Annotated in this window: 18 protein-coding genes and 2 pseudogenes; 8 read left to right on the top strand and 12 right to left on the bottom strand. The window is 36.5% G+C overall.

Translation table 11 applies throughout. The features are described from left to right. Window positions 1-225 precede the first annotated feature (225 nt). From MKY60_RS01585 to plsY, 4 genes and pseudogenes are all read left to right on the top strand, one after another. Complete coding sequence (locus MKY60_RS01585; protein WP_340928331.1) at window positions 226-1,503, top strand: IS110 family transposase; 1,278 nt, start codon at window positions 226-228, stop codon at window positions 1,501-1,503. A gap of 433 nt (window positions 1,504-1,936) precedes the next feature. Next, the gene (locus MKY60_RS01580) at window positions 1,937-2,362 is read left to right on the top strand and encodes a hypothetical protein (protein ID WP_420877850.1); all 426 of its coding nucleotides are present in this window, start codon (window positions 1,937-1,939) and stop codon (window positions 2,360-2,362) included. A gap of 162 nt (window positions 2,363-2,524) precedes the next feature. Next, window positions 2,525-3,069: pseudogene (locus tag MKY60_RS01575) on the top strand (GNAT family N-acetyltransferase). Window positions 3,070-3,208: 139 nt separating this feature from the next. Then, a complete protein-coding gene (gene plsY, locus MKY60_RS01570; protein ID WP_241597801.1) occupies window positions 3,209-3,787 on the top strand; it encodes a glycerol-3-phosphate 1-O-acyltransferase PlsY in 579 nt (192 codons plus the stop codon). A 160-nt stretch (window positions 3,788-3,947) separates the two neighbouring features. Here the strand turns inward: plsY and MKY60_RS01565 are convergent, their stop codons facing one another. Next, window positions 3,948-4,481: a hypothetical protein gene (locus MKY60_RS01565; RefSeq protein ID WP_241597803.1), complete on the bottom strand. Its 534-nt coding sequence runs from the start codon at window positions 4,479-4,481 to the stop codon at window positions 3,948-3,950. A gap of 199 nt (window positions 4,482-4,680) precedes the next feature. Further along, window positions 4,681-4,973, bottom strand: a pseudogene (locus tag MKY60_RS01560) (transposase); the annotation flags it as partial. Between the two features lie 158 nt (window positions 4,974-5,131). Here MKY60_RS01560 and MKY60_RS01555 point away from each other — a divergent pair. Beyond that, window positions 5,132-5,584, top strand: a complete 453-nt coding sequence (locus tag MKY60_RS01555) for a hypothetical protein (protein WP_241597805.1) — start codon at window positions 5,132-5,134, stop codon at window positions 5,582-5,584. Window positions 5,585-5,695: 111 nt separating this feature from the next. Here the strand turns inward: MKY60_RS01555 and MKY60_RS01550 are convergent, their stop codons facing one another. The 4 genes from MKY60_RS01550 to MKY60_RS01535 all read right to left on the bottom strand — a co-directional run bounded on the left by MKY60_RS01550 (window position 5,696) and on the right by MKY60_RS01535 (window position 11,612). Beyond that, complete coding sequence (locus tag MKY60_RS01550) at window positions 5,696-6,400, bottom strand: GntR family transcriptional regulator (RefSeq protein WP_241597808.1); 705 nt, start codon at window positions 6,398-6,400, stop codon at window positions 5,696-5,698. Between the two features lie 100 nt (window positions 6,401-6,500). Beyond that, window positions 6,501-9,656: a DEAD/DEAH box helicase gene (locus tag MKY60_RS01545; RefSeq protein ID WP_340928330.1), complete on the bottom strand. Its 3,156-nt coding sequence runs from the start codon at window positions 9,654-9,656 to the stop codon at window positions 6,501-6,503. Between the two features lie 196 nt (window positions 9,657-9,852). After that, the gene (locus MKY60_RS01540; RefSeq protein ID WP_241597815.1) at window positions 9,853-11,154 is read right to left on the bottom strand and encodes a hemolysin family protein; all 1,302 of its coding nucleotides are present in this window, start codon (window positions 11,152-11,154) and stop codon (window positions 9,853-9,855) included. Between the two features lie 38 nt (window positions 11,155-11,192). Next, complete coding sequence (locus MKY60_RS01535) at window positions 11,193-11,612, bottom strand: MerR family transcriptional regulator (RefSeq protein WP_093495276.1); 420 nt, start codon at window positions 11,610-11,612, stop codon at window positions 11,193-11,195. Window positions 11,613-11,786: 174 nt separating this feature from the next. On the opposite strand from MKY60_RS01535, the gene MKY60_RS01530 reads away from it, so the two are divergent. The 3 genes from MKY60_RS01530 (at window position 11,787) to MKY60_RS01520 (ending at window position 14,059) form a co-directional block, all read left to right on the top strand. Beyond that, complete coding sequence (locus tag MKY60_RS01530) at window positions 11,787-12,260, top strand: general stress protein (protein WP_269915761.1); 474 nt, start codon at window positions 11,787-11,789, stop codon at window positions 12,258-12,260. Window positions 12,261-12,296: 36 nt separating this feature from the next. Then, window positions 12,297-12,632, top strand: coding sequence for a hypothetical protein (locus MKY60_RS01525; protein ID WP_241597820.1), 336 nt, complete (start codon window positions 12,297-12,299; stop codon window positions 12,630-12,632). A gap of 146 nt (window positions 12,633-12,778) precedes the next feature. Continuing rightward, complete coding sequence (locus tag MKY60_RS01520) at window positions 12,779-14,059, top strand: glucose-6-phosphate isomerase (protein ID WP_241597821.1); 1,281 nt, start codon at window positions 12,779-12,781, stop codon at window positions 14,057-14,059. 553 nt (window positions 14,060-14,612) lie between these two features. On the opposite strand, the gene nadD is transcribed toward MKY60_RS01520, so the two are convergent. The 6 genes from nadD to MKY60_RS01490 form a co-directional block, all read right to left on the bottom strand. Then, window positions 14,613-15,251, bottom strand: a complete 639-nt coding sequence (nadD, locus tag MKY60_RS01515) for a nicotinate (nicotinamide) nucleotide adenylyltransferase (protein ID WP_093495280.1) — start codon at window positions 15,249-15,251, stop codon at window positions 14,613-14,615. Between the two features lie 128 nt (window positions 15,252-15,379). Beyond that, a complete protein-coding gene (locus MKY60_RS01510; protein WP_093495281.1) occupies window positions 15,380-16,849 on the bottom strand; it encodes a nicotinate phosphoribosyltransferase in 1,470 nt (489 codons plus the stop codon). A 50-nt stretch (window positions 16,850-16,899) separates the two neighbouring features. Then, on the bottom strand, window positions 16,900-17,448 hold the full coding sequence (locus MKY60_RS01505) for a cysteine hydrolase family protein (RefSeq protein WP_093495424.1): 549 nt from the start codon (window positions 17,446-17,448) through the stop codon (window positions 16,900-16,902). 59 nt (window positions 17,449-17,507) lie between these two features. Then, a complete protein-coding gene (locus MKY60_RS01500; RefSeq protein ID WP_093495282.1) occupies window positions 17,508-18,308 on the bottom strand; it encodes an NUDIX domain-containing protein in 801 nt (266 codons plus the stop codon). A 205-nt stretch (window positions 18,309-18,513) separates the two neighbouring features. Further along, window positions 18,514-19,410, bottom strand: a complete 897-nt coding sequence (locus tag MKY60_RS01495; RefSeq protein WP_340928327.1) for an ROK family protein — start codon at window positions 19,408-19,410, stop codon at window positions 18,514-18,516. After that, window positions 19,407-21,104, bottom strand: a complete 1,698-nt coding sequence (locus MKY60_RS01490) for a glycoside hydrolase family 13 protein (protein WP_340928325.1) — start codon at window positions 21,102-21,104, stop codon at window positions 19,407-19,409. Before MKY60_RS01490 ends, MKY60_RS01495 begins: the two co-directional genes overlap by 4 nt. Between the last annotated feature and the right edge of the window lie 91 nt (window positions 21,105-21,195).

Genomic DNA, 21,195 nt, shown 5'->3' with positions numbered 1-21,195 from the left:
GCTAACGGGTGCTTTAGCAAAATATGGCCATCATTTTCGATGGTCTATTTTTATGTCCAAAATATTAAGTTGATCTTCGATATGCATTGTGAAATGTTACACTTAAACTAAAGGGGCAGCATTCCTGTTTGAAAGATGTTCGGGGTCTTGCAGAAAAAAGAGCCCTCTAGTATGATGCTGAGTGTCAACGACCATTGACCCATCATCTACAAGGAGGACTCCTAAATGCATTCTAAAGTGAATAACAAAATTAATCAAGTGACTGAAAATACACTCGTCGTTGGCATAGACATAGCAAAGCGCGTGCATTACGCCTGCTTTGTCGATGAACGAGGACGCGTGATAGAAAAGGCCTTTGCGGTACATCAATCAAAAGAGGGATTCGAAATTTTGTATGAAAAGATTCGACAAACGATGCTGGAAACACAGAAAACGGAAGTCATCGTCGGCATCGAACCTACAGGTCACTACTGGATGAACTTAGCTTATTTTTTAGATCAATACGGCATTCCACTCGTTATGGTAAATCCAATGCACGTCAAACGTTCGAAAGAACTGGATGATAATTTACAGACGAAGAATGATAAAAAAGATGCGTTAGTCATCGCTCGTTTAATGAAAGACGGTCGCTTTAGCTACCCTCGTTTATTAAAGGAGATAGAAGCTGAACTGCGCATCGGATCTACCTTACGTTCCAAGTTAACAGAGGATTTAGCTAGTATTAAAAATCGAATCAGACGTTGGCTCGATCGCTATTTCCCTGAATTTACTCAAGTCTTTTCTACTTTCGGAAAGATGGCACTTGTAGCACTAGAAAAAACACCAATGCCTCAGGAACTTCAAGGGAAAACAGCGGAAGAACTTGTCTTTCTCTACCGTCAGGTAGGGGGTATGAAAGCTCCACAGTTACCGAAAGCCAAACTACTGATTGAAGCTGCGACTAACTCAATCGGATTGACTGAAGGAGCACAGATGGCCAAACATGAAATTGCCACACTCCTACGTCAATATCGTTTATTAGAAACGGAAATTGAAGAAGTAAATAATCAATTAGCTGAAATGGCTAAAACAACGAATGAATATGACCTGCTCGCATCTGTTCCAGGTCTAGGAGATGCGACGATTTTAGACTTACTTTCAGAAGTAGGAAGCTTTTCACTTTATGAGAATCCACGCCAACTCATCAAACTAGCGGGATTAACATTACGTGAAAACTCTTCTGGACAACATAAGGGACAAAAACATATCTCCAAACGAGGAAGAAAGAAACTTAGATATATTCTTTTCAAAGTAATTGTTCCACTTATTCGTCACAACCAAGCGTTTAAACACTTACATGAATACTACAGAACACGGAAACAAAATCCCTTACGGGGCAAGCAATCGATGGTAGTACTCTGTGGTAAATTACTAAAGGTATTACATGGAATTTGTAAAAAGAAAGTTTATTTTAACGAGCAAGCTATGATGAAAGATCTTTACTGTCTCGGAGAGGCAGCGTAAGCATTTCCAATCAACGAACTATTAAAGGATGACACGGAGAAGCCGGCACTATAACTAACACTAAGACTATGAGTCCCCGGGGCAGCTTAGCTGACCTCTGCCTTATGAATAGACCGAACGAAGGAATGTAAGCGCACTGACGCTAAGAGACATGGGAGGGTACGTCGTCATAAGTTTCGCAGAGATCCATTGTGCATCACATAGTGGAGAAAAAGGCTAATGATTTCCATTAGTTTTAGCGAAGCGTACGCTCGATTTGGTAATAAAATCTATAAATTCAAGACTCTGTTTATTAAACGAAAGAAAAATATTTTTCTTAAATCACGAAGTGATGTAAACCGTTGATATCTCAATGTTTATAGAGGGAGTTTAGTTGAATAACGGAGTAACAAAACTAATGTCAAAAACGACTTATTGAAATGGGAGGGATATTTTGAAGACTCATAAACTACTTTTCGTTATGGTTGTTTTATTTTTATCAATAGTCGCAGGTTGTTCAAATAAAATAGTGAATGTAGAACAAAAAATTGAAGTTCAAAAGCGTATTGACGATGAAAACAATTATAAAGATTTCAAAGTAATTTCGGATAATGATGAAGTCCAAAAAGTGGAAGAGATAGTATTTGATATTGAATGGGAAAATGCAAAAGTACAGATGGAACATCCTGCTGATTATAGGTTTATATTTCAGTATAAAAATCCTAATATAGTAGCTAAAGCTGCGTCATATAAACTTTGGATAAGTCCTAATAATGACGTAGTCGAAATTGTAATGGAAGATGATGCATACGCTAAACTAAATAAGGAAAATTCAAGTATTTTAATTGAAATTTTAACGGGTGAAAACTTACCAAACTAAACACCCCTTGTTCATCTAACGGGTGCTTTACTTTAAGAAGGAGTAAAGCCTTTTTTCTTATTGAACTAAAGAAGTAGGGTTAGTTTAATAGGATAGGGTTTAACTATAGTTTGTGCTAACTAAATTTTTCTGAAAAATAGAAATAGGAAGGGAGGTTGTAAAATGGATAAAGAAAGTAAAATCATTATTTCTTCATTAAAAAATGAGTTAATTGAGGATATCATTCAGACAAATGATTATTTTAAAGTGTATGGTAGGGTTGTCCCCAGTTACAATCAGGAAAATGGTCTTATAAAGAAGTTCTTTTTGATGAAACTAGAGAAATACGTTTTCCAGATGACAAACTTGATTGGAGACAATATATAAACCGTGAGGATAAATCTTTGTTTTTAGCTTATATGAATAATACTTGCATAGGACAAATTAGAATAATAAAAGATTGGAATCGCTTCTGTTATATTGAAAACATTGCTACTAAAAAAGAATATAGAGGAAACGGAATTGGAAAGTTACTCTTAAATAAAGCGGAAGAGTGGGCAAAGCAAAGAAAACTTATAGGAATGTCCCTGGAAGCTCAAGATGATAATCTTGGAGCGTGCAGATTTTATGTGAAACAAGGTTTCATACTAGGTGGGGTTGACACATTAAAGCAGTCATATAATCCAAATATTGAAACCACTTTGTTTTGGTATAAGTTATTCAAGTAACGAGGTACTTTACTTCAAGAAGGAGTAAAGCCTTTTTCTTATTGAAGTAACGAAGTAGGTTAATGTAAGAAGGATTGCAGGAAATCATGTGCAATAAATAGAAATACTTACTTAACAAACTTTGTAAGGAGATAATACTTTGAACATTTTAACTTTGATTCTAAGTTATTTAATTGGCTCAATCTCATTTGCTTTAGTAATCAGTAAAATATTTTATAAGAAAGATATTCGTGATTACGGTAGTGGAAATCTTGGTGCAACTAATGCTTATAGAGTTTTAGGCATAAAAGCAGGAGTAATTGTTGCAATTGCTGATATTTCAAAAGGTACATTTGCTTGTTTACTTCCCCTAATACTTGGTTCTACAGTTAACCCTATTGTATGTGGTTTATTAGCCATATTAGGGCATATATTTTCTGTTTTTGCTAGTTTTAAAGGTGGAAAGGCTGTGGCGACAGCAACTGGAGTTTTCTTGTTTTTGACTCCTTTAGGTGTTTTTGTTGGCTTTGTTGTGTTTTTGTTAACTTTGCTATTTACTAAGTATGTATCACTAAGTTCAATGTTGGCTAGTATAGCATTATTCATTTACAGTCTTATATTTGAAGATAAAGTTATCATAGCACTTTCTCTACTAATAAGCGTATCAATAATCATTCTACATCGACAAAATATAAAGAGAATTGTAAATGGAACAGAGAATAAAATAGTTGAAAATTAGTGTTTACTTGTTTCACTAACGAGGTGCTTTAGTGAAATGTAGAGCTGATAATACAGCTCTCTTTTCTTGTTCAACTAAAGGTGCAGGTTAGTTTAATAAGGACATAATAAGAGCTCTGTATCAACATTTTAATACAGAGCTCTTATTTTTCATGGAGGAATTAATAATCCAATTGACGTAGAACCAATAGTAGTTCATCTCCATTTTTTATTCTTTTAAATTTATACCTTCGGATTCGGCTTTCAATTTTATTTTGCTCAGCATCTTTATCGCTGAATAGGTTTGCTATTTGAAGTATTGCTTCAGATAAAATAGTAACTATTCCCTCAGAACCTAATTGCAATCCTAAAGTTTCGGTTTCTGTTAGTTGTGATTCAGCATATTTATCTATTTCCTTTTTATATTCACCCTTGATTACAATATAATTTTCTTTGTTTTTAAAAGCTAATAGTAAATCTTCTACATTAAATACTTCAAAATATGGATTTTCTTGTTCTAGCTGTAATAACTCTTCTAAAACAATCCCCTCCCTCTTCTCGACTGTTTTAGCAATCGCTTGTATCGTTTTAACTGAATAACTGCTTACATTTTTATTGTTCACACTCGCAAGCTGTTGCTGACTTGTTCCAGTTTCTTTGAATACGTCGTACCGTTTCTTTCCGTTTTTTTGCAAATAAATATCTAAAAGGCTCATTTATACATCACCCTCCCATTTAAATTATTTTTTACTAAATTATACTTTAGTATATGTATACGCTCAAAGAATTGCAACAGAATTAATATTTTGAATATTAATGCGATGGCTTATTTAATTTGATTGTGAAATATTGTACTTCGGATGCTTTAGCAAAATATGGCCATCCGGGTAGTGATCCCTTAAAGTTAGAGTTTATTTATGCAGCTAATTGGCTGGCATGAGTTCGGTATTTTACCGGACTCATGTCGGCCAGTTTTTGTTTAATTCGATCGTTGTTATAATAATTGATATACTTTTCCATTTTCTTTTGTAACGCTTCGTAGGACATCATTCTTCCCCGTAATACATTTCTTGTTTAAGTAAGCCAAAGAAGTTCTCCATTGCCGCATTGTCGGCACATGTTGCCTTACGAGACATGCTTTGGAAAATCTTGTTTTGCTTTAATGTTTTCACCTGCGAATTATGTTGGTAGTGCCAGTCTTGATCCGAAAAGTTTAGTTCAATAAAATAGATTTTGATAATTTCAACTGGGAAATTTATTCGAAAATGGAACCTCAACTGGTTTTAAACGTACTCAAGTAAAACCGCAGATTAGTTTTATAAAAGATTCATGATGAAAAATTACACAGTTTAAAGGGGGAAGGATTATGAAAAAATGTCTGTTTATATTATTAGTTTTGATTATTTTTACTATAACGGGGTGTTCAAAAGATGGATTATCAGGTGAAAAGCCACCAGAAGTCACTATAAATATTGGAAATGAAAGCTATGAAACAAAGCTAGGTACTTATTGCTGGAATGATGGATGTGTTGATACTGCTGGACCTGTTGAACTCATGAAGGGGAAAGAGCCTATTAAAGTGAATCCAGGAGAGAAAATATCTTTTTTAATGGAATATGAACCAAAACCAAATGAATTTCATCTGATGCAGGTTAATGAAAGTAATGAAAATGAAGTCTTGATTGAAGAAAATAGCTTTTCCGCACCTACTCGAAAAGGAGTTTATTATTATTCTTATGGCGTATGGTGGATGGATGATAAGGAAGAGAACTTATCTCATGGGGATGCTTTTTATGCATTTGTTCTAGAAGTAAAGTAATTTCACTAACGGATGCTTTACTTCAAGAAGAAAAATAAATCCTTTATTCAACTTGAAACATAGCCTTAAACAAAAAAAACAGATAGTGGACAATATCGTCCTTTACCTGTTTCAATCCATTGATATATCATATTTGAACTTATCACTTCGGTAGAGTATTTTTGTATGTTCTAGTACTTTATTGGAGGCGACATCTATGCAGTCACTTTCAACTACAATGAGTGGAACCATGCTTTTACAAGATAACAATTGTTGTTCATCTGAGGTGGGAAATGTAATACTTAGCAAGCTTTTTTTACTTATAAATTTCTTATAACCCAATTCTCGATAGTAAGTAAACATTGACTCGATCTTTGGTCCATCTTCCAAAATTTTCGGAAACATCTTTTCACTAACAAAGGAATAATGAATTGCAATTGGTTCCCCATCTATATAGCGAATTCTACCCACTTTATAGACATCTACCTCTGCCTCTATATTTAAACTATTATAAATTTGTTCATTATAAGCGACTTTTTCACAAACAATATTATCCGTTTTTAATTTATACCCGGCTTGTTTCATCTTATCCGTGAAACTTGTTTTTCCAGTTAGGTGTAATTGAATCTGCATCGATTCCTCTTTCAAATATCTTCCTTTGCCTTGCTTAGAATAAATGTATCCTCGTTCTTCTAATTTCGTAAGTGCATTTCTTACGGTCATTCTAGGTACTTTATATCTTTTTGCGAACTCATTTTCGGAAGGGATTTTCTCCCCATGTTCAATTGACTTTGAAACTATTAGATGCATAATATCATCTATAATTTTTGTTTCCATATCCAATGATATAATAATCGCCTCCCCATTGAGTCCCTGTGCAAGAAACAAACATGAAAATATAAACATTCATGATTGTTTGATTTAACATGAATGTTTCTTACACAGGGTCAATCATCAATATCTCTTTTATATCCTCTTCCGTCATATTAGAAAGGGTATCTTGTCCCGAATGAATTACTTCGTCAATCATGCTTTTCTTTTTGTGTTGGAGTTCGTTTATTTTTTCTTCTATGGTACCTTTTGCAATTAAACGAATGATGTGTACTTCGTTTTGCTGTCCCATTCGATGAGCGCGGTCTGCCGCTTGCTGTTCGACTGCAGGATTCCACCATAGATCGTATAATATAACGGTGTCTGCTCCAGTTAAATTTAACCCTGTCCCACCAGCTTTTAGTGATATGAGAAATAGATTTCCTTCTCCGTTGTTAAAGCGATCACATAGCTCCACGCGGTCGGCAGGCGGTGTTTGCCCATCTAAGTAAAAATAAGGAGCTCCTTTTCGTATCAATTGTCCCCTAATTATGCCTAGCATTTGAGTAAACTGAGAAAAGATCAGTACTCGTCTACCTGATATTCGACATTCTTCTAAGATTTCCATCAACTGTTCAAACTTTGCCGAACTTCCTTTGTAGCCATCAACAAAGAGACCTGGATGGCAACATAGCTGACGAAGTCTTGTTAAGCCAGCCAATATTTTTATACGATTTCTTTGGAGATTGCCTTTCTTCAAATGCTTCAGTGTATCATGTTTTAGTTCTGCCAAATAAGCAGCATACAATGTTTTTTGCTGGGCTTGTAGGTCGGAAAAGAGCATTGTTTCAATTTTCTCTGGCAATTCCTTCAATACATCTTTTTTCATGCGACGTAATATAAATGGACGTACTCTTTTGGCAATATTATCTCTACTTAATTCACTAAAGGCCCTTCTGCCAGGCAATAAAGCAGGAAATACTACATGGAAAATAGACCATAGTTCGTCTAATGCATTTTCGATTGGTGTTCCTGTAAGTGCAAACCGATACTCTGCTTGGATCATTTTTACAGATCTTGCCGTTTTAGTTGCCGGGTTTTTAAAGGCTTGTGCTTCATCTACAAACAATGTATGAAAAATTCGATTCCGGTATAGTTCTGTATCCATTCTTAAAGACGGATACGAGGTGATTATAACGTCAGTGTTTATTGATGATTTCCATAATGCATTTCTTTCGACCTTGTTACCGTCTATTACTTGTACTTGAATATGTGGTGTAAATTTCTCTAGCTCGTTTTTCCAATTATAGATGAGCGAAGCAGGGCATACGATAAGTACAGGTAGTTGTCGATCACGAACGTCTGTAAGTACCGATTCGATGAATGCAATACTCTGTAACGTTTTTCCAAGACCCATATCATCGGCCAGTATTCCACCAAATTTATATTTTGCTAGTAGCTGGAACCAACGGAAACCCACTTTTTGGTAATCTCTAAGAATATTTGTCAAAGGAATCGGTCCATCTAAGTTTATATTCTCTGGATCATTTAAACTTTTCATAAGCTTGGCAAAGTTTTCACCAGAATCTACAATTTCACTTTGCTCTAAAGAGTCGATTATTTGCATTCCCTTTATTAGCGGGACACGAATTTCTTCTTGAATAGTATCACTCGATATCCCCATATCGATCATAAAGTTTGATAACGCCTGAAACTCAGGTGTTTCCAGCGATACTAAATTGCCATTTGGAATACGGTAAAATTTGCGTTTTTCTTCTACAGAGGCCATAAGCCGTTGAATTTCTTTTTCCGGAATGCCATTTAGATCAAACTTAAACTCTAACCAATCTGTCCGTTCCTTCACTTCAACTCTTATCCTAGGGCCTATATATCCCCTTTGGACACGCATCTTCACCGCAGTCGAGGCATATATTTGGACCCATTTCTCCATACTCGAAACTACGTGATACAAAAAGTGATATTCTGCTTCCTCATCAAATAAGAAAAAACCACCCGGTGTTTGCGTAAACCCACTCTCTCTTAATAGATCGATGATGTGTTGTTCTTTATCCAACTGCCGTCTAATTCCAGGGTAGTGCATGATCTCTTGTTCTATTTCTTCACAAGGATTGATAACAAGATGCCCGTAATGGAATTCCAGCCCAGCGAGAATTCGATGTTTAACACGATCCAAAAACAGCTTTACTCGAAGTGGAGTTTCTCCGATTCTTTTGGAAATAGATTCTGCTATATGTACATATCCGAGCTTCATAAGCCCAGGTATGGTTTTCTCCATAAAATGATCTATTTGCCCCTCCGAGATGACCAACTCATGTTTTCCAGACTGATCGAGCATCTCTTTTAATTCTGCTAGTCGAATGCATTCAGCTGGAGGAAGTTTATATAAAATACCTTCTGAAAATGCATATCCATAGTCTTTCAATACTATGACTCGGTCAAGACCTGCCACATTTAGTTGATAATTGGTCTTCTTCGTTTCATCAAAGGCAAAACGGATTGGCAGGTCTTTTCCGAAGTGTACACCATCATACATTTTTCCTTCGTGCTTGAATTTAACCAATGGTACATTAGTTAATAAAGGAAGTAGTTGGTCCCAATCCGATGCTGAAATGAGTAAAATATCTGATTGTACTACTTGCTCGTGCTGACCTTTTAGCAATAGTTGAAGAACTGTATCAGTTTCTTTTGGAAAGCTATAGATTTCCTGCGCATAGTACTGTCCTGGTGCATATTCAAATGGTTCTTTTTTTTCAATACCTCGAAGAAAATCCTTAACGTTAGAAATACTATGTAACTTATTTGGACCTACATTTAACTGAATGCCAAACCCATTATCCCCTGCTACTAATGGTAATGGAGTGCATATAAATTCGACATGTAACGACTGTCTTTCATCAAAATGCAGCTGCTTTGCGGTTGGATGCACTGCACTACTTTCAAACAAATCGAGCATTCTTGTAGCTAAACGTTCCTCTGTTTCCTTTTCTTCTACTACAAATAGGACCGCTGCAATATGATGACAATACGTTTTAACAAAACCAACCGGTGGGCAAGTACAAGTACCTCCTACCTTACCATCCGAATCTGCCACCACCATGACCTCAACATCATCTACTGCATGCACAATGGCTTTGATGATCGACTCATTTGGTTGAAAAGATTGAACCTGCACTTTTCCTGCTTGAAAATAGGATTTACCTTTTTTAAAGGCTGTTACACCACATAATTTCTTTATTTTTGCTTCATTCATCGAAAAATTCATTGCATATCCTTTCTCGATCCTTAAATCAAGAATATCTTTTGATCGCATAATTTGTTTTACTTTATTTTAGCATATACCTAAACTTTCGACCTTTTCTCAAATAAAAGCCTTAGAAACTCCAATGGTTTCTAAGGCTTTTCCTAATATTTCGGCTTTGGTAGCGGAGGTTTCGCTCTTACTCGTCATTCCTATTGAATTAAGAAGTTATTTTAATGACCTCTATAAAATGTAATTGATGCCCTTCTTTTTCGTAAATAGAGAAGTTGTATCCATTAAGCTCAATCTGATTATCCATTAATAGATCCATATCTTGTGTGTAATACCAACCTCCGATAGTATCAATATCAGGATTTTCTAACTCAATTCTTAAAAGTTTTGCTACATCATCTATCAATACCTTTGAATGGATAATATAATGGTCATCCTTTAGTTTACGAATGTCCGCAACCTCATCTTCGTCAAATTCATCACGAATTTCTCCAACGATTTCTTCTAGAATATCTTCTACTGTTACAAGACCAGACGTACCTCCATATTCATCCAATAGAATTGCCATATGCGTACGTTCCTTTTGCATTTTCAATAACAAATTATTAATCGGAGTCGTATCAATCGTATTAATGACAGGGTTTGTAAATCTTTCTATCGTAAACGTTTCAGCAGTGACACGGTTGCTCATCCCCTGCGTTAAAAAATCTTTTATATTTATAAACCCGATAATATTATCTCGATCTCCTTCATAAACAGGATAACGCGTATATCGTTCTTCTGAAATGAGTGTAAGCACATCATGGAATGTTGCATTTTTTTCAAATCCAATGATTTCAGTACGAGGCACCATAATTTCACGAGCAATACGATCGTCAAATTCAAATACATTATTCACATACTTCAACTCATTTTGATTAATTTCACCACTTTTGTAACTTTCCGCTAGTAATAGGCGCAGTTCTTCTTCTGTATGAGACAATTCATGTTCAGAAGCCGGCTTCATACCAAATAGACCTACTAAGACACGCGCAGAACCATTTAAGAACCAAATAAATGGATACAAAATTTTATAGAAAATCATTATTGGTTTAGCAAAAACAAGAGTCACCGCTTCTGCCTTTTGAATCGCGACCGTTTTAGGTGCTAATTCACCCACCACCACGTGTAAAAATGTTGCAATGGCAAATGCGGCACCAATTGTAAAGTAGTGGATATTATCTGTACTAATACCAATACTTTCGAATAAAGGATGCAAAATAAATTCGAATGTCGATTCACCTACCATACCAATACCAAGTGCAGTTACAGTAATCCCTAACTGACAAGCTGATAAGTATTCATCTAGATGTGTGGTTACATGTTTTGCTGCAAGTGAGCCTTTACGACCTTCAGCCACTAGCTGATCAACTCTCGAATGTCGAACTTTTACAATGGCAAACTCTGTTGCAACGAAAAATCCAGTTAATGCTAGTAAAATAATAAATATCGTTAAATTTAATACGGTCAATAAGTCGTCTTACTACTATAGTAGTAAGACTTCACCTCCTATGTGATAAGTAGAAGTAAAGATTGCATAAGAGCAACGCTTTCAGTTGAGATCTTTTGTTTGATATTGTGTTGTGTAGTTTCTTCTTCTGTATTAATTTGCTCAAGCAAATGAGAAACTTCTTTTTCCAAATACTGCATCTGTAAGCGTAGCTCCTGAATATCTACTTCTTCTATTTGTTCCTTTTCAAACTGTTTTTTGATAGCTTCCAGAGACATACCTGAAGATTTTTTTTCTTCAATTATTCGTAATTTCTCAATCGTTTCTAAAGGATAGTAACGATAATTCGAAGCAGAACGTTCAGCTTCTAACAAACCGAGCGTCGTATAATAATCAATAGTACGTCTAGTAATACCTGTTTTCTCTGCTAATTCACCAATTTTCAGTTTTTCGATCCCAATTAGATCACTCCAAACCATAACGTTATAGTTTTAGTATAATAATAGTTAAATATAATTGCAATTATTTAGTGCAACTATATTTAAAACATCAATAAATAGAGCTTTCTTTTAACATTTACCGACTTTTGTTTACGGCAGACTCTAATGGGTAAATTAAACATAATACTAAATAACATATGGAGGTATAAACAAATGGCACATAAAAAGTTTGTGGGATCATTTCTAACAGAACAGGAAGTACTAGATAAAATCAACGAACTTAAACTAGAAGGTTATGTAGAAGAAGATATTTATGTCGTAACAAATCACAAGGAATCGCTTTCGATTGTCCGTGGACAAACAGGCGTGGAGCTGGAGTCTGCTGGGGGCAGCTGGTTAGATAAATTCAAGGCATTTTTAACCGGGGATGAGCCTGTACGAGCAGCTTTTAGTCAAATGGGATTTAGTGATGAGGATTCTGAACGCTATTACAGTGAATTGAAAAATGGAGGTATTCTCCTTTATGTGGATAAGAATTACGGCACCGTTTACGATGAATATGCCAAAACCCAATCAGACTCATCTTATGATGGAGATAATTTAGAAGGCACTGGTGAATCAATACGTGCGAAAGATGTAGAGAATCGATTAAATCAATATCCACTAAGTGACCGCGGTGAACGTTAATTTCATTAATACACTCGAACTAAAGGAGTCATTCCTATGAAAAAACTATTTACTGCACTCTTAGGAGTAACCTTATTAGTGGGATGTTCAGATGATGCATCCACTGATACCGAATCAAAAAAAATACCAATAGTAAAGGAAGTAAATGATGCGTTAAATGATCTTCCCGAGTATGATTTATTGGCTCAATATATTGATTTGTCTACATATGAGGCAGATATAGAAAGCGATAATAATGGAACACGCGTCATTTACTTTGAGGATGAAGAAGGACAAAAAGGTTACAAGAGTGTGTTTGTAAAAAAGTCCAACCATTTAAAGCTGGTTAGTTTAGATAATGATGGATTGGTTTACGATAATATAATTCAATAACTAGAACTATCCCCAAACATAAGCAATAACTGTTTGGGGACTTTGTTTATAAACTGAGCAAAACTTCTATTTCCCAGTTCTCGTTTTTTTAACTATTTAATGGTAAAATTAGTCCTATAAAACATAGGAATACAAAGGGGATGCTTATGAACATTAATGTTAATTTTTCAGGGGACTTTACACAACTTGTAACACCAGAAGTTACGAATAGATTAGAGGCAATTCAACAGGGGATACATACAAAATCAGCAACCGGGGCAGAGTTTTTAGGCTGGGTTGATTGGCCGAGTAGTATGAGTACCGATTTTCTACAAGATATCCAAAAAACAGCCGAACAAGTATGTTCTAATTCGGATGTGCTAGTCGTTATTGGAATTGGTGGATCATACTTAGGATCCAAAGCAGTAATAGAAGCACTATCATCACCATTTGAGAAAAAAGAAGGTTTGGAAGTTGTTTTCGCTGGTCATATGGTTAGTGGGGAATATTTGAAGCAACTGATGTCTTACTTAGATGGAAAAGAAGTATCATTAAATGTCATTTCTAAGTCAGGTAAAACAACTGAGCCAGCCTTAGCATTCCGATTTTTACAGCAATACATGGAAAAACGCTATGGAGATCAGGCAACATCTCGTATTATCGTGACAACTGATGAAGAAAAAGGTGCACTTCTATCACTTGCGATAGAAAAGGGATATAAGCGCTATGTCGTGCCAAATGACATAGGAGGAAGATATTCAGTATTTACTGCTGTTGGTTTACTACCTATTGCAGCAGCAGGCTATAACATCGATAAATTAATTGCCGGGGCTAGAAATGCGGAACAGGAATTCAGTACAGTAGATACAAAAACCAATAGCGCTATTCAGTATGCTATTATCCGCAAACATTTATATGATGCAGGATACCCAGTTGAGATTATGGCTACCTTTGATGAAAAACTTCGCTATATCCAAGAATGGTGGAAGCAATTGTTCGGTGAAAGTGAAGGCAAAGATGGTAAAGGGATTTTCCCAGCATCCGTTGTCTATTCGACGGACTTGCATTCATTAGGACAATACATTCAAGACGGAAAACGCATGTTATTCGAAACTTTTTTAACTATCGAAAATACGAATGAAGACCTAACTGTTTTTGAAGCAGAGAACGACGGCGACGAATTAAACTATTTAAGTGGATTAACACTTCACAAGTTCAACCACGCCTGCCATGAAGCAACTGCTAGCGCTCACTTAGCTGGCGGGGTTCCACAGGTTTCCTTGTCCATCGAGCAAATCGACGAAGAGCATATTGGTCATTTGTTGTACTTCTATATGATTTCTTGTGCCTATAGTGCATATTTATTAGATATTAATCCATTTGATCAACCCGGTGTGGAAGATTACAAGAATAATATCTTCAAAATCCTTAAAAAACCAGGTTATTAATGGTTGGTAGGGGGAACCAATACTTAACCCCCCCTTTCTGTTACTATACAAGAAAAAATGGTCAAAAAGATGAAATCTGTTTCTATCGTTTTCAGAAGGCAGTGGACAGACTTGCTGTATTATAACTGAGTGAATTTTTAGGGATGCTGGTTGATGATGACATCAAACCAGCATCCCTTTTATCGGTCATCTTATGGGGTTTGTCTGTCCGTCACTCTCCTACAAATCTTAGAAACAGGCAAGTGCATTTTTGGATAACTAGAGAAAAGATACTTTCCTATTCACAGAGTAGGAGCTCTCGAAGATACAATTTCGTGAGCTATTCTGCTTCTATATTTAATAAACACTTATTATTTCACTGCATAAAATATTTTCTTTCCTCAGAATTAATTCACGCTCTTGAATCAGTCAAGAAGGCACTTGAAAATAAGAGTATCTACATGCTTTAGTAAGTAAAGAAAAAATGAACTCGGAAATGTTTCATCAAGCTCATTTTTCTGTACAAAGTAACCACGTACCTCAACATAGCCCTACCTTATAAAATTATTTTTATCTAATTTTCCACGGTCGAATTTTTCCAACCATAAAGTTCATTCTCTTTAATGTAGTTATAGCAACTTGTCGGTAAGAGGTATTTCGCTTCCCCACCTATAGCAAATTCATCACGAATATAGGTAGAACTGATTTCCATGGCGATACCCTTATCAATTAAGTGAAAAGTGCTTCCATCGTCGTTATTGCGTAGCAAAGGAGAACTACTTATAGCTTTCAACATATCAATACCATCTCTAGCCATGACAATGAACTTATTTTGACTCACCAATTTGTCTGCGTTACCCCACTTACCATCCCCGATATCTACTAATAAGTCTGCTCCCATAATGAAATATAAATCATCCTCTGGATATATTTTCTTTAAATGCTCCATCGTCTCGTAGGTAGATATTTTCCATGCATCTTGCTTCATTTCAAAATCATCTAAAATGAATTTTTCGTCTGATTCAATAGCCTTTTCCAGCATATTCCACCTATGTTCATCCTCTGTTTTCATCGTTTTGTCTTTTCTTTTGTTGGAGCAAGGTAAAAAAATGACCTTATCTAACTTGCAACGATTCGCTATGGTGCTCGCCGTAAAAAGATGTACATTTGTAATAGGGTCGAAAGATGACCCGTAAATCCCTATTTTAGCCATACGGTTTCCTCCAAGTATTCAAAATTAGTTGTGCTGTTTATCCATAAGTTCTCTATAGAACTGAAAAGCTTCTTTCATGTGAAGGAGACAGACACGCTAAAGCATATATTATTCAAGTCGCCATAATTTTATCGCGTTCTCAACTCTTCTACTTTTTCTTTCACCTGTTCAATATTAGCCATTTTGTTATCCCAACATTTTTGGCTTAAATCGACTGGGTATTCCTCAGGATTTAGAAGGCGTTTATATTCATCCCATAGGAACAATAGGTTTTCTTTTACGTCCTGTTGGATCTCTAAGATTCCAGGCAATTCGTACACCAGTTTACCGTCAATAAATATATCGTGGTGAAGTTCTTTTGCTACATAATTTGTCACGAACTTACTGATATACGTATGAACCGGATGGAACATTTTCAATTTTTCTTCTTGTTCTGGTTTTTCATCATCCATAGCGATGTAATCACCTTCTGACTTATTACTAGTCAAATTGATAATGCGGTAGACCTTTTTAAGTCCAGGTGTGGTAACTTTCTCTGGGTTCCCTGAAATCTTAATGGTATCTACCATTTCCCCATGATCATCTTCAATGGATACCAGTTTGTAAACTGCTCCTAATGCAGCTTGATCATAGGCAGTAATTAATTTAGTACCGATTCCCCATGCATCAATTTTAGCTCCTTGATGCTTTAATTGAGAAATAGTATACTCATCCAAATCATTAGATGCTACGATTTTTGTTTGTTCAAAACCAGCACTGTCTAACATCTTTCTAGCTTCTTTTGATAAATAAGCCAAGTCACCACTGTCGAGTCGAATCGCTTTGAAGTTGATCTTATCCCCTAGCTCCTTTGCTACTTTAATAGCAGTAGGAACCCCTGATTTTAATGTGTCATAGGTATCCACTAGGAAGGTGCAATCTTTATGTCTTTTTGCATACTTGTGAAATGCGGTATATTCATCTCGATAAGCTTGAACCATTGAATGAGCGTGTGTGCCGGATACAGGAATACCGAATAATTTCCCGGCTCTTACGTTACTAGTTGCTTCAAATCCTCCGATAAAGGCTGCTCTTGTTCCCCAGATAGCTGCATCCATCTCTTGAGCGCGTCTAGTTCCGAATTCCATAGCGGTTTGATCACCAATCACTTGTTTCATTCGAGAAGCCTTTGTGGCGATTAACGTTTGATAATTGACAATGTTTAGTATAGCTGTTTCAATCAATTGCCCTTCTGCTAAAGGAGCCTCGATACGTAGCATAGGCTCATTATGAAAGACCAATTCTCCTTCTTTCATTGAACGAATCGTTCCAGTGAATCTCAGCGTTTGAAGATACGCTAAAAAGTCTTCTTCGTACCCTAGTTCATATTGAAGGTACTCAATATCACTCTTGGTAAACTGGAAGTTAGAGATGTATTCGACAATTCTTTCAAGGCCGGTAAACACCGCATATCCGTTCCCGAATGGTAGTTTTCTAAAATACACTTCAAAAACAGCTTTTCTGTTGTGTATATTGTCTTCCCAGTAAGTTTCTGCCATATTGATTTGGTACAGGTCGGTGTGTAATGCAAAGCCATCATCTTTATAAATTTTCGTCATGTTAAACCCTCCAATTCATTTTAATACCATTAAGTAACAGCTACTTTTTTCTATCTGATCTCTGCACCTATGCTATTTTGAAAATGACCTAAAGCCCATTCGTGACCTAGCTGATTGAAGCTTGCGACAGCATCTTTATAAACGACTACTTTAAACCCTTTGTTAAAAGCGTCCACTGCCGTATGAAGCACACAAATGTCAGTACATACACCAACAAGATGAACTTCTGTAATTTGTCTTTCCCGAAGCTTTAACTCTAGGTCTGTACCAGCAAACGCAGAATACCTAGTTTTGTTTATCCAGTAGACTTGAGCATTAGTTTTATTATTTTCGTATAGCTCTTTGAGTCTGCCAAACAGCTCTCTGCCTTTGGTTCCATCTATATTGTGAGGGGGAAATAACTTAGATTCAGGGTGGTAGTTGTCATCCTTTTGGTGTGTATCTATAGCGAACACCACGAATTCCCCATTCGATATAAAATCTTCGGTTACCTTTACAATAGCTCCCTCAATGTCCTGACCCGGTTTACCACAAGTTAATGCACCGTTGTCTGCAACAAAATCCACTGTGTAATCAATGTTTATCAATGCTTTTTTCATCATTCATCCGCTCCTTCATTCATTCATTGTTAACTGCCTAACTGTTAATCATTAACTTTTTAGTAGTTTGCGTTATAGATGGAAACGAAAGGATCGAAATCGGTAAATTGATATAACTGTGCCTTGTTTTTCGACCATCTATTTGATTTTTTTAACTCCCCTTTGACCATTACTTTTTCTATAAATGGTAAAGACGGTGCTTTTCTAAAAAATTGAGCGTCTAGTTTAATCCATGCGTCATCTAATACAGTTAATAATACGCCTTGTAATTCCGACAACACGAATTCACTTGGTAAAAAGTTCTTTGCTAATGTAGTGAGGGCCATGTCTTTTTTAATAATCCAAATTGCATCACTGATTATTTGTTCATGGTCGAAAGCAAGATCCAACTTGTCAATTTCTTCTAACGTGAATAATTGAACATCTGATGCATCGTCTGCTGCTTTTCGTTTGATTAATTGATCTTCAGGTACGATAGCGTAATGCGCATTGGAGATAATCCAAGCGCGTTTGTCACGACCAGGTTTGTCGTACGTGCCGAAGTGTTTTATCTTGAGTTCTGTTACTCCAGTCTCTTCTTCCAACTCTCTCGAGGCTGCCTCAAATGCAGTTTCATCTGGTTGAACAAATCCGCCTGGTAATGCCCACTTACCGCCTTCTACATTGGGTTCTCCCTCTGCATCCTTCACTGCTCGCTGTATCAACATCAGCTTCAATTCTTTTACTGGTGGTTTGTGTTTTTCTAATTCAGTTGAAATGATAGTAAATACGGCAATATCGCTAGTGTAACCTCCTGGTGTTTCATATTTGTTTGTATCGTAATTCTCCAGCATTTCTTCTTCCGTCTTGTATTCTCCCATTATTTCTACCTGCCCTTCTGTCTTGTTGCAAACTTATGTTAATATTTTTTATGACTTTTTCTTTTTAATTAACAATTAGTTAACTGTTAATATTATTATATGCTCTAACCTTTTTTAATGCAAGTAAAAAAAAAAGATTATTTGCATTTTTTTACAGCTTTTTATAAACAAAAAAAGTGTGCATGATATATGCACACTTTTTTACTTATTTTGTTGAATCTATTACAAGCATCGCTGCTCCTAGCATTCCTGCTTCATTGCCAAAAGTTGCACGGCTCACTTGAACGGGTTTTAGCTTCAATGGTTCAACTTTTGCTAGAAGCTCTTCCCACCAGAAATCAGCAGAGTCAGATACTCCACCTCCTATAACAACACAATCCATATCGAGGACTGCTTGAAGACTAGAGATAACAATCGCAAAGTCAGAAAGGAAACGCTCTCGAACCGCTATTGCTCCGGCATGCCCATTGGCAGCTAAACGGAATACATCATGAGGCTTCGCCAATTCATTGGTTTCCGCATTGATAACATTTCCCTCTTGGATAAGTCTCTTGATAGCTGTTCCAGATACATACTCTTCACTACAGCCAGGTCTGCCACAACCGCATACTATACCATTTGGATATAATATTAAGTGACCAACCTCGCCACCACCACCGTTTTTCCCATTCATCACTTTTCCATCAAGTACTATGCCCCCTCCCAGTTTTGTTCCGACTGTTAGACAAACTACTTGATTGAATCCTGCTGCTGCACCAAGTCTAGCTTCTGCTAGAGCAGCACAATTGGCATCATTATTTATCTCCACGGGGAGCCCTGTTGCGGCTTCAAGTAATGCTTTTACGGGCGTCCCTTGCCATCCTGGCATTTCTTTTTCAAACGTGATGACCCCCGTCGCTGCATCTACCATCCCTCTAGTTCCAATGCCCACTCCAGCTATGTCGGGAACATCGTTCATCATAGCAAGAACCTGTTCCTCTAAGTAAGGATATAAAGGCAACAGAGTTGGTATCGTTTTATCAACTAGAACTTCACCCTGTTCATTTACGACACCCATTCGTATTTTCGTTCCCCCAATGTCTACTCCCAGTACTTTTTTCAATTCTCTATCTCCTTTTTATAAGCGACCACAAAGGCTTCATATGGACGAATTTCTACTATTTTTTCATTTATCTGTACCTTATCATAGTTCGATATAATGAGTCCAAGTGATTTTGATGGCACGTCACAGATTTCCCATTCTAGTTGTTCAGTTTGACCAGAAAAGTTTGTAACAACTAACCACTCTTCATCAGCAGACTGCCTTTTATAAACAAACAAGTTTGGATGATTAGCAAGTAAAAGTTGAAAGCTACCATTTGTAATAATATCGTGCTGCTTTCTGAGTTTTATTAGCTTTTGATACGTATAAAAAATAGAAGAAGAATCATTTATAGCTTGTTCGACGTTTATCTCTTTTGTATTGGGGTTCATTCGGATCCACGGAGCACCTGTCGTAAAACCTCCATCTGGTGTCCATTGCATAGGAGTTCTTGCATTGTCCCGACCTTTTCCATAAATACTAGACATAATTTCGTCATGCAAAATTCCCTGCTCCATCTTTTCTTTATACATATTCAATGTTTCAATATCTCGGTAATCGTCCAGACTCGGGAATTCCACATTTGTCATTCCAAGCTCTTCCCCTTGGTAAATATACGGGGTGCCTTGTAGCATATGTAGACAAATCGCTAACATTTTAGCAGAAAGCTCCCGGTATTTTCCATCGTTACCAAAACGCGACACAACCCGTGGTTGATCATGGTTGTTCCAATATAAGCTATTCCAGCCCACTTTATGAAGACCATGCTGCCATTTTTCTAAATTTCTTTTTAACTCAATTAGCTTTAATGGTTGAACGTCCCACTTTCCATTTGGTCCACTATCTAAATCCATATGTTCAAATGTAAATACCATATTTACTTCGTTATTGTCTGGATTAGTGTAAATACACGCATCTTCGGTTGTTGCTCCAGGCATTTCTCCAACAGTGACCACATCATATTTACTCAACACTTTGTCATTCATCTCTCTCAAGTAAGAGTGTATTTTCGGTCCATTCATGAAATACGGGCTTCCATCTCCATATAATTTGTTTGGTTGAACAGCACCATCAGGTAGCCTCATATCCTTCGAGATAAAGTTAATGACATCCATGCGGAAGCCACCAATCCCTTTTTCTAGCCAATAAATCATGAGTTGGTACACGTCCTCCCTAAGAGGCTCATGCTCCCAATTTAAATCTGGCTGCTTCTTGGAGAACAAATGAAGATAATAGGAATCCGTCTGCTCATCTTTCTCCCAAGCAGAACCTGAAAAAACGGATTCCCAATTATTAGGCGGATGATCAGCCTTCCCATCTCTCCAAATATAGTAATCTCGATACTTAGAATCTTTGGAAGCTCTCGACTCCACAAACCATTCGTGCTCATCAGAACTGTGGTTAACAACTAAATCCATCACAATACGAATTCCTCGTTTCTTGGCTTCCTCTATGAGCTTTTCCATATCTTCCATTGTCCCAAATTCCTGCATAATCGTACGATAGTTTCGAATATCATAGCCATTGTCATCATTTGGGGAATCATAGACAGGGCTTAACCAAATAACATCTATACCTAGCCTTTCAATGTAATCTAACTTGGAGATAATCCCTTGAATATCTCCAACACCATCACCATTCGAATCCATAAAGCTTCTTGGATATATTTGATAAACAACACTTTTTTTCCACCAAGGATTCATTTGTTCGCCCATTTTTCCACCGCCCTAAATGTAACTTAATAGAGTTATTTTAATCTTTCCGCAATAATTATGCAAGCGCTTGCATTAGTGTGTTTTATTCTAA

The organism is Psychrobacillus sp. FSL K6-1415 (genome assembly GCF_038003185.1).
Classification (GTDB): Bacteria; Bacillota; Bacilli; order Bacillales_A; family Planococcaceae; genus Psychrobacillus; species Psychrobacillus psychrodurans.
The sequence above is the reverse complement of the archived record's forward strand: the minus strand, read 5'-3'. Positions and strand labels throughout refer to the sequence as shown.